This window comes from Acidovorax sp. (assembly GCF_016783915.1).
Lineage (GTDB): Bacteria > Pseudomonadota > Gammaproteobacteria > Burkholderiales > Burkholderiaceae_C > Acidovorax.
The window spans coordinates 1-17,122 of record NZ_JADHVT010000021.1 but is presented as its reverse complement, the minus strand read 5'-3'; the positions used below and the strand labels follow the sequence as shown (position 1 = coordinate 17,122).

The window sequence follows — 17,122 nt, the reverse complement described above, 5'->3', positions numbered from 1 at the left end:
ATGGTCAATGCCGCAGCGCGCTGGTACGCTGCGTCGCCATGGAGACAAAACAAAACACCCCGCCTTTCATTCCCCAGATCCGCCTGTACCAGAACTGGCTGCGCGACGCCCGTGGCCTGCAGTTCGACAGCTACGACGCACTGTGGCGCTGGTCCACCACCGAGCTCGATGCCTTCTGGCAAAGCGTGTGGGACTACTTCCAACTGGAGTCGCCCACCCCCCACACGGCCGTGCTGGCCAAGAACACCATGCCCGGCGCGCAATGGTTTCCCGGCGCCCAGGTCAACTACGCGCGCCAGGCGCTGAGGCATGTGGATGCGGCCCACGCCGCAGGCCTGCCCGCCATCATCAGCCGCAATGAAAAAGGTCACCACCGCGAGCTGAGCTGGCCCGAGTTGCGGCGCCAGGTCGCGTCGCTCGCGCTGCACCTCAAGGCCCAGGGCGTCCAGCCCGGCGACCGCGTGGCCGCCTACCTGCCCAACGTGCCCGAGGCCATGATCGCCTTCCTGGCCACGGTGAGCATCGGCGGCGTGTGGAGCATCTGCGCGCCCGACATGGGTACGCATGCGGTGCTCGACCGCTTCCGCCAGATCGAACCCAAGGTGCTGATCGGCGTGGATGGCGTGAGCTACGGCGGCCGCGACCACGACCGCCGCCCCGTGCTCGCCGAGCTGCGCGAGGCCCTGCCCAGCGTGCAGCATGCCGTGCTGCTGGGCAATCTGGATGCTTCTATTTCTATAGCAGACTGGACAGATTGGACTAGCGCTACCGCCCAAAACGATGCAGAAACGGCTGCCTTCGAGCCGATGTGGCTGCCGTTTGACCACCCCCTGTGGATCGTCTATTCCAGCGGCACCACCGGTTTGCCCAAGCCCATCGTGCACGGCCACGGCGGCACGGTGCTGGTGGCGCTGCAGCTCAAAGTGCTGCACAACGACATCGGCTGCAGCTACGAGCCCAACAGCTTTGGCGAGCGCTACCACTGGTACAGCTCCACGGGCTGGGTGATGTGGAACGCGCAGCTCTCGGGCCTGCTGTCGGGCACCACCTGCGTGATCTACGACGGCAACCCCGGCGGCAGCAAGGACCACCCCGACTGGGGCGTGCTGTGGCGCTTTGCCGCCGAGACGGGCGTGACCTTCTTCGGCGCGGGCGCGGCGTTTTTTGCCAACTGCATGAAGGCGGGTATCACGCTGGCCGACTATGGCGACCTCACGCGCATCCGCGCGCTGGGCACCACCGGCTCACCGCTGTCGCCCGAGGTGCAGCAGTGGGGTACGGCGCAGTTCGAAGCGCTGGGCACATCCGATATCTGGTGGAACAACATCTCGGGCGGCACCGACTTTTGCGGTGCCTTCATCGGCGGCCACCGCGAGATGCCCCAGGTGCCGGGCGAGATGCAGTGCCGCATGCTGGGCGCGGCCGTGGAGTCATGGGATGCCGAGGGCCGCCCTGTGCAGGACGCGGTGGGCGAGCTGGTCTGCGCGCAGCCGATTCCATCGATGCCGCTCTACCTGTGGGGTGACAAGGACGGCAGCCGCTACCTGTCGAGCTACTTCGACATGTACCCCGCAGGCCACGGCCGTCAGCCCGGCGGTGGCGATGGCCCCGCGGGCATGGGCGCGGTGTGGCGCCATGGTGACTGGCTCAAGATCGGCGCCAACGGCGGCTGCGTGATCTACGGCCGCAGCGACGCCACCATCAACCGTCACGGCCTGCGCATGGGCACGAGCGAGATCTACAGCGCTGTCGAATCCTTGCCCGAAGTGCTCGACAGTCTGGTGGTGGACCTGGAGTACCTGGGCCGCGAAAGCTACATGCCGCTGTTTGTGGTGCTGCGCCCCGGCAACGTGCTGGACGAGGCCCTGCGCGCGCGCATCAACGGCGCGGTGCGCACGGCCCTGAGCCCGCGTTTTGTGCCCGACGACATCTTTGTGGTGGCGGAGGTGCCACGCACCCTGAGCGGCAAGAAGCAGGAGCTGCCCATCAAGAAACTGCTGCTGGGCCAGCCGATCGAGAAGGTGGTCAACAAGGACGCCATGGCGAACCCGGGGTGCCTGGACTGGTATGTGGCGTTTGCTGCAGAGCGCAAGGTTGCATAGCCACGCCGAACCGGTGGCCCCTTGCAACCGGAGCGCAGAATGCCTGCAGCGCCAACGCTGGGCGGGCCGTCAGCGGTGGGGCTATTCGGGCATGAACCCGTCAAACCGTTTGAGCACGGCGTTGGCGCGGCCGTTTGATTTGGCGGCATACAGTGCCTGATCGGCTGTGGTCAATAGAGCGCTTGCACATGCAGAGGGGCTGCTTGCGGAAACGTCCCGCAAGCCTTCACGGCAGTCTGCCCAGCGGGCTGACTCCTTGTCAAAGCAACCGACACCGATAGAGACGGTAAGAAATCCTGTCCCCGAAGCCGTGTGCGGGATTTTGAGCCGTGCCACATTCGCCATCAGTGAACTCGCGACGGTCATTGCCCCGGCGCCATCGGTATCCGGCAGAATCAACGCAAACTCTTCTCCACCGTAACGGGCAGGAAGGTCTGCAGGGCGATTTGTACAGGCACGCATGGCACGAGCGATGCCAATCAGCGCATCGTCTCCTGCACCGTGCCCGTAGGTGTCGTTAAAACATTTGAAATGGTCCACGTCCAGCATCAGCACGGACAGCGGTGTATGGCTGCGCTGGGTGCGCTTGCATTCCATCATCAGCGCTTCATCCAGCGTGCGACGGTTGGCAATCCCAGTTAGCGCGTCGATGGCAGAGAGTGTGCGCAGACGGTCTACTGCCAGCTTCAGCCGCAACTGGGTTCTTACCCGCGCAGCCACTATGGCGGGCCGAAATGGCTTTCCGATGAAATCTGCCGCTCCGCTGGCCAGCCCTTTTTCTTCCATCTCTTCGCTATTGTGGCTGGTGATGAAAATGGTGGGCACTTGTTCAAGCGACGGTTGTAAGCGCATAGCACTCAGCACTTCAAAGCCCGACATGCCCGGCATGTCGGCGTCCAGCAAGATGACATCTGGCGGCTCCTGCAGGGCCAGCCGAAGAGCGTCAGCACCATTGAGCGCGTAGCGCACACGGCCGATGGCAGTCAGTGTCTTGGCCAGCACCTGGATCACCGTAATGTCGTCATCGACGATCAAAATATTGGCGCTGGTCGGGTCAATCAAATTGGGCATGGTTGGTAGTCTCTTTCGCAGAGCGCATGTCTTGCCGACATCGTGTGGTGTCGAGCGCAGCAAGCCCGTGGCGCAGATTGTGTCTCAGGCACAAAAGCACTAGGCCTCGTCGGTCAATACGTTCGATAGCGTGCAGGCGGCAGCTGCAAAGTCCAGCGAGTGAACGGCATGGCTCAGAGACTCCATGGCTTGCGGACCCATGAGAGAAAGCAAGTCTGGGGCGAGATTCTCAAAGCTTTTGATCGCCGCCAAGTCCTGCCGGTCAAGAAGCCGTCTCAGATCTTGTACCGCTTGCAGCGTGGATTCCGACACATGGTTCGCAGTGCGTTCCGCGCTGCCCACATTGCCCGGTGCTGTGGGGGGCCTTGCATCACTCGCAAGTGCTGCTTCAGCCGCAGCGCTCAGTTGTCTGAGCGCATCGTTCAGCGAAGCGAGCAAGGCCGCAGCGTCCGTGGTCTCGTCAGCGTCAGCGGCTTGATGCCCGTCTCCCTCGCGCAGCAAAGTTTCCAGCTGGGACGCAATTGCATGCAGCCTGGTGGCACCCAACATGCCAGAGGAGCCTCGCAGCTTGTGCACACGAGAGACCAAAGCGTCATGTTCCTGCGTGTTGGCGCTGTCGGTCGTTGGCGGAAAACCGTCGCTGTAGTCGCGCAAAAAGCGTTGAAGCAAGTTGGTGAACAGCCCAACGTCGCCTTGCATCAAGCGTTTTGCATCCTCGGCGCGAATGCCCTCAATGTCGGGCCAGTGGGCCGATGTGGACTGGTAGCCCGCCGGTTCGGCGAGTGCAACGGCTGCAGTAGTCCCGCGCGCTCTGGTTACCTGCGCGTGCACAGTGCGCACCAACAGCGCGGGGTCCAGTGGCTTGGTCAGAAACGCGTCCATGCCAGCAGCCTCTGCGCGGCGCCGTTCCTCGGTCAGTGCCCCGGCTGTCAACGCAATGATGGGCAGCTTGATCAAGCCGAGTTGGTGGCGCGCACGTCTCGTTGCTTCGTAGCCATCCATGACAGGCATTTGGATGTCCATCAGAACGGCATCAAAACTGGTGCCGCTGCCCTTCATGGCAGTGAGAGCCAGTAAGGCATCCTGGCCGTTGACGCAGACTTCCACGGTTGCGCCTTCTTTCTTGAGCATCTGGCTGGCCACTTCCAGATTGATATCGCTGTCGTCCACCAGCAGAATGCGCATGCCTTGCAGCCATTGGCCTTGTATGGCCTCCAGTCGGGTGAACTGCACGACATGATCTTGCCGCCCCGTGCGTTCCGCCACACTGGCGTTGATGGCATTGAACAGGGAAGATGGATTCACTGGCTTAGTCAGGATGCGGTTTACCACCCCCGTGGGGTCGTGGCTGGCAACATGATCTCTTTCTTGGGCAGATACGACCAGCGTGGCCGGCAAGTCCTTGTTGCCTATGCGCTCCGTGAGCATGATCAATGCCTGTATACCGTCCAAACCCGGCATCTTCCAGTCCACGACCAACGCATCCGGCAGCGGTTGGTGCGCGTCCGCCAGTTCCTGCATTCGGTGAACCAATTCGGTACCAGAGTTCAGCGCTGTAGTACGCCAGCCAAAAGCCTCACCCATTTGCACCAGATTCACTCTGTCGAGCTCGTTGTCGTCAACGATGAATATGCTCAAGCGTCTTTGGCTGGATACTGATTGCCCGGACAGGTCCTCTTCATCGGCGACGGCGAACGGCAGCCGCACCCGGAACGTACTGCCGGCGCCCACCGTGCTGTGCGCACCGACTTCTCCCCCCATGAGTTCGCACAAGCGTTTGACGATGGACAGCCCCAGCCCCGTTCCACCAAACCGCCGTGTGGTGGAAGCATCGGCCTGCGCAAACGGGGTGAAGAGGCCCTTCAGTGCCGTTTCAGAAATACCTTCACCGGTATCCACCACCGAAAATTCCAGCCAGACATGCGGGTCGGCATTGCCCGGATTCTGTTCCCGTGCGACCCGCAGGGACACGCTGCCTTGGGAGGTGAATTTGATGGCATTGCTCAGAAGATTGGACAGCACTTGCCGCAGACGCGTTGGATCTCCCAGCAAAGCTGCGGGCAATACATTCACGCCTTTCAGTTCGATGCTCACACCCTTGTTAGAAGCTTGGGGCGAGTAAAGCTGAAACAATTCCGTCAGCAATTCGGCAGGGCTGAATACGACTGACTCTGTGGTCATTTCCCCAGCTTCAATCTTCGATATATCCAGCACATCATTGATGATGCCCATCAAGGATCTGCTGGCAATTTGCATCTTGGCCAGGAGTTGGCGCTGGTCATCGTTCAAAGGGGTGTCTGCCAGCAAGTGGGACACGCCGAGCACGGCGTTCATGGGAGTCCGGATTTCATGGCTCATGTTGGCCAGAAATATGCTCTTGGCGGCACTCGCCGCTTCTGCTTCGGCCTTCGCGTGGCGCAGGCTTTGCTCTTGCAGGTGGTGCTCCGTCATGTCCTGCGCGATACCGAGATACCCAATAATTCCACCCTGCGTGTCCCGGACCGTGTTGACTGACAGTTGAACAGGCAGATGGTGCCCGTCCTTGTGTACGTAGGTCCATTCACGGCTTTCAAAACCTAGCCGTTCAGCCTCGTGCACAAAGACTCGGAAACCCTGAACCGGGTATCCATACCTTAACGAAAGCTCTTGCCCGTAGGTGTTGACCTCTTCTGCCAAGTGCAGGGGCGCTGGAGAGCTGATCCCCACCATTTCTTGTGCCTTGTACCCCAGCATTTTCTCGGCACCGGTATTGAAGAGGGTAATGGTTCCCTCAAGGTCGGTGGCAATGATGGACTGCTGGGTAGCAGCGCCCAGAACACCCTCGAGGGTGGCGACCACTTGCTGCAGGTGTTCCTCAGCCTTCTTCGTGGCAGAGATGTCTTGGTGTGTGCCAGACATCCATTGCGGCGCACCCTCTGGAGTGCGCGTAATAACCTGTCCGCGGGATTGAACCCAGACCCAATGACCCGTTTTGTGGCGCATTCGCACGACGCTCTGGTAGTGCGGCAGTTCTCCACGGAAATGGGTATCCAGCAGACCCTGCGCTACGGGAAGGTCGTCCGGGTGGCAACGGGTTTTCCAGGTATCGATACTGGTGGGCTGCAGCTCCGCAAGGGTATAACCAATGATGTCTGCCCAGCGCTCGTTGACGGTGATCTCGCCGGTCTGGACGTTCCACTCCCAGGTGCCGACATTCGTGCCCTCGATGATGTGCGCCAGTCGTTCACGCTCCCTGGCAAAGGCCTGGCGGCTTGCCACAATGTCCGTGATGTCGTGCACGATCACGTAAAAACCTCGGACCTCCCCGTTCACGATGTCAGGCAGGTAGTTGGCCAGTGAGTGGCGGCTTCCCATGCCATCAGGACGAGGGATGGAGCGCTCGAATTTTTGCCTTTCGCCGCGCAAGGCCCCCTCTATGTAAGGGCGGTTGCGCTCGAACATATCGGCCCCTAGCAGCTGGACCATGGGTATGCCAAGCAAGCTGGAGGGCTCAACACCAAACCAATCGCTGTAGGCCTTGTTGGCAACGCGGTTACGGAGGTCCTTGTCCCAGTAGCCGATCATGGATGGCACGGAATCGAGCACTGTTTGCAGGTCATGGCGCGCGCTTTCCAAGTCCGCAGTGCGGCTTGCAACCTGTTTTTCGAGACTGGAGGCCAGGTCTGCCATCGCTTTTTCTGCACGCTGACGGTCTCGAATATCTCGCATGAAGCGGGCGATACCGATGATTTGGCCCCGTTCACTGCGTATTGCACTGGCCGTGACAGAAACCGGTGCGAGCACGCCGTCCTTTGCCAACAGTGTCATGTCCACAGGGTCTGCGTCGCCTTTGGACATGACCTTCATTACCAGCTGCTCTTCCTTGCCCTTTTCATCAACAGCCGTCATGCGCTCGATCATGGGTTGTCCCATGGCCTCATCCCTGGTGTAGCCGAACAGGCGCTCTGCCGCAGGGTTCCAGATGATGACCTTGCCTTGCGTTGATTCCCCCACAATGGCATCCGCAGAGCTTTCCATAATCGTCGCCAGCTGAGCCTGCTGCTGCAGGATCTTTCGCTTGCGTTCGAGGCCCGACCGCACAGCCCCCACCAGTAGCGACATCAAAAGGCTGGTCACCATCCCGACGGCAAGTACCGTACGCCACGACAACTGATCGAGGCCTTTGGTGAACTCGGGCCTTGCGGATAGCTCGAAGCGCCATAACCGGCCGTAGATTTCGCGCTCCAATGTCTGCTGCAAGGTGGTTTTTACAGGGGTTCGTTGGCGCTGACTGTTGAATACAGGGTCTGGCTGCGAGGGGTTGGAGACATCGGTGATTGACAGGTCGTACTGCAGCTGTGTGATGTTGAAGTCGGCGAGTACTTCGCTCAATGCGAGGGGGGCGTAGGCCCATCCAAAGCCCATGGACTCGCGGTTGTCAATACCCTCTGGGGTTGTCCCGCCGCGGTAAATCGGGAGGAGGAATAGCACTGAGCGCTGGGGGTCCCCTGATGCCTGGATCAGGGTGATGGGGCCGGTAATTGTGGCTTTGCCCGTTTGCATGGCAGAAATGGCTGCCTGGCGGCGGTTGGCCTCAGACCCAATATCCAGTCCTTGAGCCATGCGGTTGCGCTCATAAGGCTCTATGTATTCGATGACAAAGCGGTCGTCGCTGTGCTCGTTCAGTGTTTTGATCGAGAACCCGGTGAGTCCACCGGCCCGCCTCGCTTGCAGATACGGTTCTGTCTGTGGCCTGGGTACTTTTCGAATGAAGCCAAAACCCCGCGCGCCAGGAAACTCTTGATCGAAGTTCCGCGTTTCGTAGTATTGGCGGAACAGACGTTGGTTGATACCACCCTCGCCAGCCGTTACCACCACAGCCCTGGCCCCTCGCAGGCCGTATTCATACAGTTGCACGCGCTGCTGAAGGCGCTCAACAACATCGTCTGCCAGGGCTTCAAACGTAGTTTGGGCGGAGTGGGTGTTGGCGGCCATTTGGTAGCCAGCGAAAAGTCCGCTCGCTACCGCTCCAATGAGGAAAGTAGCAACCATCCAAGCCAGGGGAGACGACCACAACTTATTCGTACGCATGGATCGAACATCCTCCAAATGATGGCTGTCGCTGAGCAGTGGCATGTGCACAAGGTGGGGCCATTCACCCGGTGATGAGTTGACTCAGCGCCCCCCCAATCCCCATTGGCCAGCCAGCCTGCCAGCGTTGCACAGTGTGCCAATACGTGTATTGCCGTCGCCTGTGCTCTCTCTGTGCGCACATAGCATGCAGCGATTTTTCCGTCTCTCGTGCACACTATAAAGACAGAGAGTGGATATTGAGTCTAACGAGAGCCAAAGGGTGTACAGCCATGTCCATTGCAGCAGCGGCATTGCGCAATCATTATGACGAGCAGCGGGAGCAAATACTCATCGTTGACGATGATGTGGGCTGTGTGCGCCTGTTGCATGCCGTGGTGGCTGACCTGGGCGACGTCGCTTTCACAACGCAGGCAGGTAATGCCATCGGTTTGGCAAAACAAGTGCTGCCGAGCGTTGTGCTTCTTGATGTCTCCATGCCCGAACGGAACGGGTATCAGCTTTGCGAGGATTTGAAGGCCTGTGCAGAAACACGAGATGCTGCCGTCATCTTCATTACCAGCAATGACGGTTTGGATGAAGAACTGAAAGCGTTTGAGGTGGGCGCCTCGGATTTCGTGCCCAAGCCTTTCAACCCCCAGCTTGTGAGGGCCAGAGTGCAGGTTCAATTGGCACTGCGTCGGGAGCAGCGAAGGCTTTTGAGCACGCAGCGGGATCTGGACCACGTCATCAGAAATGTGCCAGGGCACATCACTTTCTGGAATAGCGACCTCATATGCCAACTTTGCAGCGATCATGAGGGGCGATGGTTCCGTGTCCCCACAGGTGGTTTCAAGGGAAAACCGATTCGCGATGTGCTCGGAGATCCAGTGGCTGAATGCGTTCAGCCCCTGTTGATCCGGTTGCTGCAGCGGGCCGGTAGCGGCATCCCGTCAGTAGAAGATAGTGTTGCGCTGGCCTGCCTTGCCGCTGATGGCCACAAACGCGATATCCATGCATCGATGGCCTTGCGCATGGATGCGCAGAACCGTTGGGGTGCCTTGCTCCTGTTGACGGATGTAACTGCTGTCAATGCGGCAGAGGCTGCGCTGAGTGAGGAGAGGGCCCGTGCCCAGGTCATTCTCCGCTCCATCGGCGACAGTGTGATTGCGACAGATGCGGTGGGCCGTATCACTTACATCAACCCCGTTGCGGAGACCATGACCGAGTGGGGGATGGCAGATGCAGTCGGGCAATCGATTGAATGCGTCATGCCCCTCGTGACCCACGGCGAGGAGGTTCCTCTTCAGAACCCTGTTCGCATAGCGCTGAGGCAACAAAGAACGGTGGGCATGGCGCTGGACACAGTGCTTGTGACACGCAACGGCAACAGAGTGAATGTGGAAGATTCCGCCTCCCCTATTCGGGATGCTGATGGCAACATTTCGGGTGCAGTTGTCGTTTTCCACGATGTGAGTGAGGCGCGGGCGATGGCCATCAAGATGACCCATCTGGTCCAGCATGACCAACTCACCGACTTGCCGAATCAGTTACTTCTGGCCGACCGGATATCCCAGGCAATGCGCTCCGCCATGGCTGGGCATAGTTCCTTGGCGTTAATGATTCTGGACCTGGATCACTTCAAATTCTTCAACGACTCACATGGCCACCACATTGGGGATCTGATCCTGCGCACTGTGGCTGATCGGTTGACCGCTACTTTTTCCAGCGACGCCACGGTCAGCAGGCAAGGGGGTGATGAATTCATGATCCTGCTCCCCGAAATTCAATCGCCTGAACAAGCGCGGCTTCTGTCGCAGGCAGCGATTGATGTGGTGTCCTCGACGATCATGATCGAAGGCACTGATTTCCATGTGGGCTGCAGCGTGGGTATCAGCGTCTATCCTGACGATGCGTTGACGCGAGAGGATCTCATGCGACATGCAGATTCAGCGCTGTACCGGGCCAAATCCGACGGACGCAATCGCTACAGCTTTCACTCGGCATCCATAGAGCACATGCTCATGCAACGCAGCCGCACAGGAAAAACCCTGCGCGCAGCAATAGACAATGGCAGGGTGGAGGTTCATTACCAACCACAAGTTGAAGTGCCCAGCCTGAGAGTGGATACCGTAGAGGCTCTTGTTCGGCTTCGAGATGAATCCGGTGAATTGATCGCACCATCAGAGTTCATCGCATATGCCGAGGAGACCGGGCTGATTGTTGCCTTGGGCCGCGCAGTGCTCCTGGATGCATGCAAGCAGATCAAAAATGCGCGCGCTCTGGGTCACAACCTTCATGTGGCTATCAATGTCTCCATCGTGCAATTTGCGCAACCCGATTATTTGGAATCGCTGTGCGAGCTATGTGCTGCGCATGGCGTCAATCCAGAGTGCATTGAGCTGGAGATTACCGAAGGGCAATTGATGCGGGATGCCGATAATATGAAGCACCTTCTTGACCGACTCCGGCAGCATGGGTTCCGGGTCGCCCTGGATGATTTCGGTACGGGTTACTCCAGTTTGGCCTACCTTAGCCAGCTTCCGGTGGATGTACTCAAAATTGACAAATCATTCGTGTCGCAGCTTGCGACATCACACCAGAGCGTCTCCATAGCGTCGGCGATCATTCAGCTGGGCAAGAGCCTGCAGATGGGGTTGATTGCTGAAGGAGTAGAAACCCAAGGACAAGTAGACCAGCTGTTGGGTATGGGTTGCAACACCATGCAGGGGTACTTTTACAGCAAGCCCATGGCTGCAGACGCATTGCTGGTCTGGCTGGAGCAGAGAAAACAGACACAACCCAGCGTGTAAGCCATTTTGTCGCCAAGGTCCGTAGGCTGTGTTGCCTCGAGAGGAGGGAGACAGGGCAGCTTGTAGTTCTGACCCTGATTTCCGAGTTTTGGCTGATACCGCACTTGATGGCCTGTGCAGCAGTTGGCGAACTGCGATGGTTGAATAGTTCAAGCTGGTTGTGCAGGGCCTTATGTGCTTTCGAGAAAAGCGGTAGGACCTATTTCGTTCATTGAAGTGCGCCCTTATGAGCCAGCAGTATTCCGGTCTGCCTCCGTTATTTGCGAGGACAGAGTTTGTTTGGGGGCTCTGTGGCTGATGCCACCGCGGTGGCCCCCTCCCCATCAACGCACTAATCCAGTTTGGCGCCAGATGCCTTGATCAACCGCTCCCACACCGGCCGTTCCTTCGCAATCGCCGCCGCAAACAGCGCGGGTGAGCTGTTCTGCACATCAAAGCCCATGGCCGCAATGCGCTGCGCTACATCGGGCTGCTCGGTGGCCTTGCGTACTTCGGCGGCAATGCGCTCCAGGATGGCAGGGGGCGTGCCGGCGGGCGCGCCAAACGCCAGCCACCCGGCCACGCGGTAGGCCTCGTCGTTCAGGCCCTGTTCGGCCAGGCTGGGCACGTTGGGCAGCGTGCCCATGCGGCGCTCGCCGCTCACGCCAATGGCCTTGAGTTTGCCGGCGTCGATGTGTGCCTTGACCTGCAGTGCGCTGGCAAAAGCAATCTGGATCTGCCCGCCCAGCAGGTCCTGCACCATGGGGGCCTCGCCCCGATAGGCCACGTGGCTCATGTCGGCGTTTTGCGACTGGCTCATGTAGGCCCCAGCCAGGTGTGGGTAGGCGCCCGTGCCATACGAGCCATAGGCCACCTTGCTCTTGTTGGCGGCGATGTATTTCAGCAGCTCGGGGCCGGTAGCCACGGGCACGCTGGGGTGGGCCACCAGCACCAGGGGGGCGATGGCGATCTGGTAGATGGGCGCGATGTCGCGCTCAGGGCTGTAGGGCAGCTTGGTGTACAGGAACTGGTTGGTGAGCATGGAGTTGCTCAGCCCCAGCAGCAGTGTGTAGCCATCGGGCGCGGCCTTGGCCACCGCGTCGGTGCCGATGATGCCGGCCGCGCCGGGCTTGTTGTCGATGACCATGGGCTGGCCCAGGCCCACCGCCATCTTCTCGGCCAGCACGCGCGCCAGCACATCCGTGGCGCCGCCGGGTGCAAAGGGCACGACCACCTTGATCGGCTTGTTGGGGTAGGCGGCCTGCGCCCAGGCGGCGGTGCCGGTGCAGGCGGTGGCGGCGGCCAGCGCGGCTGCGCCGAGCCAGGTGCGGCGGGTTGTCAGGGGGTGGAAGGGCATGGGTTGTCTCCTGTTTTGGTTATCAAAATTCATGAGCGGGCTACGCCTTGCATGGTGGCGGGCCGAGGCCTGGCTGTCACGCCATGGGCTTATGGGCTTATGTGGTCTGGGGGCTCTCTGCAGCGGGGCCAATGGTGGTGCGGACGGTGATGGGGAGGGGCGCTGTCACTTCGCGCAGTCGTACTGCCAGCGTGTCGGCATCAGGGCCTGGCGCCACGGTCACGGTCACGCGCACCGCGTTGTCGCCGTCGGGCTGCACCTGGGGGCGGGGTTGGACAGGGTTGTCGCCGCACACCCCATCGACCAGCGCTTGCACCGTGTGGCAGGCCGCGCGCTGGCGCAGCTCGGGCTTGTAGATCTTGCCCACGTTGGTCACGGGCATGGTCTCCAGCACCTGCACCCAGCGCGGGCGGGCCACGGCCTCGTCCACCCGTTCGGCGGTGAAGGCCAGCAGTTCGGCCTCGGTCGCCTGTGCGCCGGGCACCAGCGTGGCGTACACCACGGGCAGCTCGCCTGCATAGGCGTCGGGCGCGCCCACAGCGGCGCACAGCTGCACGGCGGGGTGGGCGCCCAGCGCGTCTTCGATCACCTTGGGGTCGATGTTGTGGCCGCTGCGGATGATGAGGTCCTTGGAGCGGCCGCTCAGGTGCAGGCGGCCCTGCTCGTCCACAAAACCCAGGTCGCCTGTGGCCAGCCAGCCATCGTGCGTGAAGGCCTTTGCGGTATCGGCTGCGTCGAGGAAACCGGAGAACAGGTTGGGCGATTGAAAAAGCACCATGCCCGGCTGGCCGTGCGGCAGGTCCTGGTCGGACGCATTGCCCTGCGCATCGAGCGCCACCACACGCAGCTGCGTGTAGGGCAGCCGCCAGCCCACGCAGCCCGCCGGTGCATTGACGCCGGGGGGCGTGATGGTGGAGATGCCCGCCATCTCGGTCATGCCCAGGCTTTCGTGGATGTGCAGGCCAAACAGGCGCTCAAACCGGGCAGCCAGCTCGGGCGCCAGGATGGCCGCGCCCGTGCGGCAGTAGCGCAGCGTGGAGATATTGGCGCTGCCCAGCGGCACGTTGGCCAGCGCGGCCAGCACGGTGGGCACGGCCGACAGGTAGGTGCAGCGATAGCGCTCCACCAGCCGCCAGTAGTTGGCAATCACCTCGCGGTTGCGGAACAGGCCGGTGGTGGGGATGATGGTTTCCACCCCCGCAGACAGCGCCGCCAGCGAGCCCGGCAGCACGCCCGCCACGTGGAACAGCGGGTAGCCGTTGATGCCCACATCCTCTGGGCGGATGCCTTGCATCTGCACGCAGCCCCAGGCGGTGAACACCTGCGCGCCGTGGCTGTGGCGCGCCAGCTTGGGCGCGCCGGTGGTGCCACCGGTGTGGAAGTACGCGGCGATGTCAGTGGCCGCAATGTGGCGGCCACTGACCAGGTGGTCGTCGGGGTGCTGGTGGCGCTCGGCCAGGTCCATCACGCCGGCGGGCAGGGCAGGCGCCGCCTCGGGGGCTTCATCGTGCGGGGCCACGCGCAGCACGGTGGTCAGCGTGGGCACCAGGGCGCGCAGGCGCAGCGCCTTGCTCCAGTAGCCCACATCGCCTTCGGCGCCATAAGCAATCAGCACCTTGGCACGCGCCAGGGTCATCATGGCCGCGATTTTCTCGTCGGTGAGCATGGGGTTGAGCGGCTGCACGATGCCCGCCGCCTCGCCGCCCCACAGGGCCAGGTGGTACTCCAGGCAGCCGGGCAGCAGCACGGCCACCGCGTCCTGCGGGCCCACGCCCAGGTGGTGCAGCAGGTTGGCCGTCTGGTGGATGCCGGTGAGCAGCTGGGTGTACGACCAGCGGATGGGCTCGGCGGCAGGGTCGGCCGTGGGCAAAAAGGCCAGCGCCGTCTTGTCGCCAAACGCATGGGCCGAGTTCACGAAGATTTCGTACGTGCTTTGCACCGGCAGTGCCTCAGCCAGGGGATGGGCTTCGAGCCGCTGCACGTCCTGCAGGCTGCGCACCGGGGCACCGGGAGCAAAAGGTCTGTGGAGCGGGGGCATCTGAGGGAGGCGCATGGAGTGTCTCGGGTCTTGTCGGAATGCGGATCGGTCACTGATGGGGGGCGGATGCGGCCTCGTCCTACCCGGCCGCGCCCGCCGCGTGGCCACAGTCTGTCTGTGTGCCAGCGCAAAAGCAGTCACGCAGATGTCAGAGAGGGTTAACGATCCCCTGCGATGCCGTCCACAGGCTCTCAGCGCCAGGCGGCGCTGCGGCACACCCATAATGGACCTTGTTGATTGCCACTGCGCGCCCCTCCGCGCGCCATCACTCCATGAACACTCCGCAGCAGCCCAAACGTTTTTCGATGATTCGTGAGTTCCACCTCGCCGACTGGTTCACGCTGGGCAATGCGGTCTGCGGCGTGGGTGCGCTGTTCTCGGTCATGTCGTACCTGGAGACCAGCAATGTGGTGCATGTGTACTTTGCATGTGCCCTGGTGCTGGCCGCGCTGATCTTTGATGTGCTGGACGGCCGCATCGCCCGCTGGCGCCAGAAAAGCTCGGCCATGGGCCGCGAGCTGGACTCGCTGGCCGACGTGATCTCGTTCGGTGTGGCCCCGGCCATCATTGCCTACGGCTGCGGCATGCAGGGCCTGTATGACCGCATCGTGCTGGCCTACTTTGTGGCCTGCGGCGTGTCGCGCCTGGCGCGCTACAACGTCACGGCCGAAACGCTGTCGGGAGACGATGGCAAGGTCAAATACTTCGAGGGCACGCCCATCCCCACCTCGATCGTGCTGGTGGCGTTGATGGCCCTGGCCGCCTGGCTGGGCGCGGTGCGCGAGAACCTGTGGTTCGGCAAGTTGCTGATCGGCGGCTTCACGCTGCACCCGCTGGTGCTGCTGTTTGCGGTGTCGGGCTCGCTGATGATCAGCCGGATTCGCATTCCCAAGCTCTGAGCCACTGGCTGCCCTGTCATCTCCTGTCCTGTCGTTCTGGATGTTGAACACCATGGCACTGCAAAAAATCGCAGCGTTTTCTGACGGCACACAGGGCGGCAACCCCGCCGGTGTGTGGGTCGGTGACGAGCTGCCCGCCCCCGCTGATATGCAGCGCATCGCCGCTGAAGTCGGCTTTTCTGAAACTGCGTTTGCCGCCCCGCTGGGCGATGGCCGCTGGCGGGTGCGCTACTTTGCGCCCGAGAGCGAGGTGCCGTTTTGTGGCCACGCCACTATTGCCCTGGGCGCCGCGCTCGCGCAGCGCGAGGGCGACGGCGTGTTTGCGCTGTCGCTGAGCCAGGCCGAGATCACGGTTGAAGGCCGCCGCGCGGGCGATCTGGTGCAGGCGGCGTTGCAGTCGCCCCCCACGCGCAGCGGGCCTGTGCCTGCTGGGCTGCTGGCCGATGCGCTGGCTTTGTTCGGCCTCAGCGCGGCCGATCTGGACCCGCGGATTCCGCCCGCGCTCATTCATGGCGGTGCCGACCACCTGGTGCTGGCCCTGCACAGCCGCGCCGCGCTGGCGGCCATGCACTACGCGCTGGATGTTGGCCGCACGCTGATGGTGAACGCCAAGCTGGTCACCATCGTGCTGGTGTGGGTGGAGTCAGACCGCCAGCTGCACACCCGCAATGCCTTTGCGTCGGGCGGCGTGCTGGAAGACCCGGCCACGGGTGCCGCCACGGCCGCGCTGGCGGGCTACCTGCGCGACCTGGGCTGGCCGCACGGCGGTGCCATTGACGTGGTGCAGGGCGAAGACATGGGCATGCGTTCGCGCCTGCGGGCCGAGATCGGGCCGGTGGCTGGCAGCTCCATCCGCGTGTCGGGCACGGCACGGTGGATGGGCGATGGCGAATGAGTTTTGCTATCGAAAATATAGCTACTGGCGCATGATTCACTAGCACTACCGCCCGATTGGTGTAGAAATCTGGCAAACCGAGCACGTGGGGCTCTGTGCGCCCTGTCCGGCCTTCCGCTCAGGCGCTGATCTCGTCCTGGAGCCACTGCACAAAACGCAGCGTCTCCGGTGACGGGTCCGGCGCCATGCCCAGGTAGTGCCGCGTGAGCGGCAGCCGCAATGTGGGCAGGGGCGACACCAGCCGTCCTGAGGCCAGGTCGTGGGTGATCAGCGACACCGGCGCCACCGCAAAGCCCAGCCCGTCCAGGGCGGCCTGCAGCACAAAGTGCAGATGGTCAAACTGCAGGCAACTGGCGGGCTGGAGCGTTGGTGCATTCACCTGCTTCTTCCAGCTTTCCCAGTCTTTGCTGCGCGACTTGGACAGCAGCAGTACGTGGGCCGACAGCGCCTCGGGCTGCGCCACCGGGCGCTGGGCGAACAGGGAAGGCGACCCCACCACCAGCGCCTCGTCCTCCAGGAACGGGTGGACCTGCATGCCTGGCGGCCACCCGCGCGGGCCGCGCCGCAGGGCCAGGTCGAAAGCCTCGGCCGCGTGGTCGGGCGCCAGCGTGCTGGTGATGACCTGGGGCTCGATGTCCGGGTGCTGGGCCACAAAACCCGGCAGCCGGGGGATCAGCCACCGCACCGCAAAGCTGGGCCGCACATTGATCTTCACGCTGCGCAGCCCGGCATCGCCCCGCAGCGCCTTTGCGGCGGCGCCGATCTGCGCGAGCGCAGGGCCGACCTGCGCATGGAACTGGTGGCCTGCCGCGGTGAGCAGCACCTGCCGGGTCTTGCGCTCGAACAGGTCCACGCCCAGGTGGGCCTCCAGCGCCTTGATCTGGCGACTGATGGCGCTGTGGGTGACGTGCAGCTCCAG

The 17,122-nt window shown here is 62.2% G+C and carries 9 protein-coding genes; 4 read left to right on the top strand and 5 right to left on the bottom strand.

Going from position 1 to position 17,122, the window contains the following annotated elements:
- Positions 1-38: 38 nt before the first annotated feature.
- Positions 39-2,102, top strand: coding sequence for an acetoacetate--CoA ligase (locus ISS20_RS06600; RefSeq protein ID WP_291434927.1), 2,064 nt, complete (start codon positions 39-41; stop codon positions 2,100-2,102).
- Positions 2,103-2,183: 81 nt separating this feature from the next.
- Here the strand turns inward: ISS20_RS06600 and ISS20_RS06595 are convergent, their stop codons facing one another.
- Both ISS20_RS06595 and ISS20_RS06590 read right to left on the bottom strand, forming a co-directional pair.
- Positions 2,184-3,173, bottom strand: coding sequence for a diguanylate cyclase (locus ISS20_RS06595; RefSeq protein ID WP_291434925.1), 990 nt, complete (start codon positions 3,171-3,173; stop codon positions 2,184-2,186).
- 99 nt (positions 3,174-3,272) lie between these two features.
- Positions 3,273-8,147, bottom strand: a complete 4,875-nt coding sequence (locus tag ISS20_RS06590; protein ID WP_291434923.1) for a PAS domain S-box protein — start codon at positions 8,145-8,147, stop codon at positions 3,273-3,275.
- Between the two features lie 368 nt (positions 8,148-8,515).
- On the opposite strand from ISS20_RS06590, the gene ISS20_RS06585 reads away from it, so the two are divergent.
- Positions 8,516-11,035 carry an EAL domain-containing protein gene (locus ISS20_RS06585; RefSeq protein ID WP_291434922.1) on the top strand — a complete coding sequence of 840 codons (2,520 nt, stop codon included), beginning with the start codon at positions 8,516-8,518 and terminating at the stop codon, positions 11,033-11,035.
- Positions 11,036-11,366: 331 nt separating this feature from the next.
- Here the strand turns inward: ISS20_RS06585 and ISS20_RS06580 are convergent, their stop codons facing one another.
- Positions 11,367-12,371: a tripartite tricarboxylate transporter substrate binding protein gene (locus ISS20_RS06580; RefSeq protein ID WP_291434920.1), complete on the bottom strand. Its 1,005-nt coding sequence runs from the start codon at positions 12,369-12,371 to the stop codon at positions 11,367-11,369.
- Between the two features lie 97 nt (positions 12,372-12,468).
- Positions 12,469-14,424 (bottom strand): acyl-CoA synthetase, encoded by a 1,956-nt coding sequence (locus ISS20_RS06575; protein ID WP_291434918.1) that lies wholly within the window; start codon positions 14,422-14,424, stop codon positions 12,469-12,471.
- Between the two features lie 257 nt (positions 14,425-14,681).
- Between ISS20_RS06575 and pssA the strand changes: the two genes are divergently transcribed.
- A complete protein-coding gene (pssA, locus tag ISS20_RS06570) occupies positions 14,682-15,308 on the top strand; it encodes a CDP-diacylglycerol--serine O-phosphatidyltransferase (RefSeq protein WP_291434916.1) in 627 nt (208 codons plus the stop codon).
- A gap of 52 nt (positions 15,309-15,360) precedes the next feature.
- On the top strand, positions 15,361-16,203 hold the full coding sequence (locus tag ISS20_RS06565) for a PhzF family phenazine biosynthesis protein (protein WP_291434914.1): 843 nt from the start codon (positions 15,361-15,363) through the stop codon (positions 16,201-16,203).
- A 118-nt stretch (positions 16,204-16,321) separates the two neighbouring features.
- Here the strand turns inward: ISS20_RS06565 and ISS20_RS06560 are convergent.
- A partial coding sequence (locus ISS20_RS06560; RefSeq protein WP_291434912.1) for a LysR substrate-binding domain-containing protein occupies positions 16,322-17,122 on the bottom strand: 801 nt, incomplete at its 5' end.

Excerpts from the sequence above, each read along its gene's own strand:
- ISS20_RS06600 (WP_291434927.1), top strand. The coding sequence starts at position 39 with ATGGAGACAAAACAAAACACCCCGCCTTTCATTCCCCAGATCCGCCTG.
- ISS20_RS06595 (WP_291434925.1), bottom strand. The coding sequence starts at position 3,173 with ATGCCCAATTTGATTGACCCGACCAGCGCCAATATTTTGATCGTCGAT.
- ISS20_RS06590 (WP_291434923.1), bottom strand. The coding sequence starts at position 8,147 with ATGGCCGCCAACACCCACTCCGCCCAAACTACGTTTGAAGCCCTGGCA.
- ISS20_RS06585 (WP_291434922.1), top strand. The coding sequence starts at position 8,516 with ATGTCCATTGCAGCAGCGGCATTGCGCAATCATTATGACGAGCAGCGG.
- ISS20_RS06580 (WP_291434920.1), bottom strand. The coding sequence starts at position 12,371 with ATGCCCTTCCACCCCCTGACAACCCGCCGCACCTGGCTCGGCGCAGCC.
- ISS20_RS06575 (WP_291434918.1), bottom strand. The coding sequence starts at position 14,424 with ATGCGCCTCCCTCAGATGCCCCCGCTCCACAGACCTTTTGCTCCCGGT.
- pssA (WP_291434916.1), top strand. The coding sequence starts at position 14,682 with ATGAACACTCCGCAGCAGCCCAAACGTTTTTCGATGATTCGTGAGTTC.
- ISS20_RS06565 (WP_291434914.1), top strand. The coding sequence starts at position 15,361 with ATGGCACTGCAAAAAATCGCAGCGTTTTCTGACGGCACACAGGGCGGC.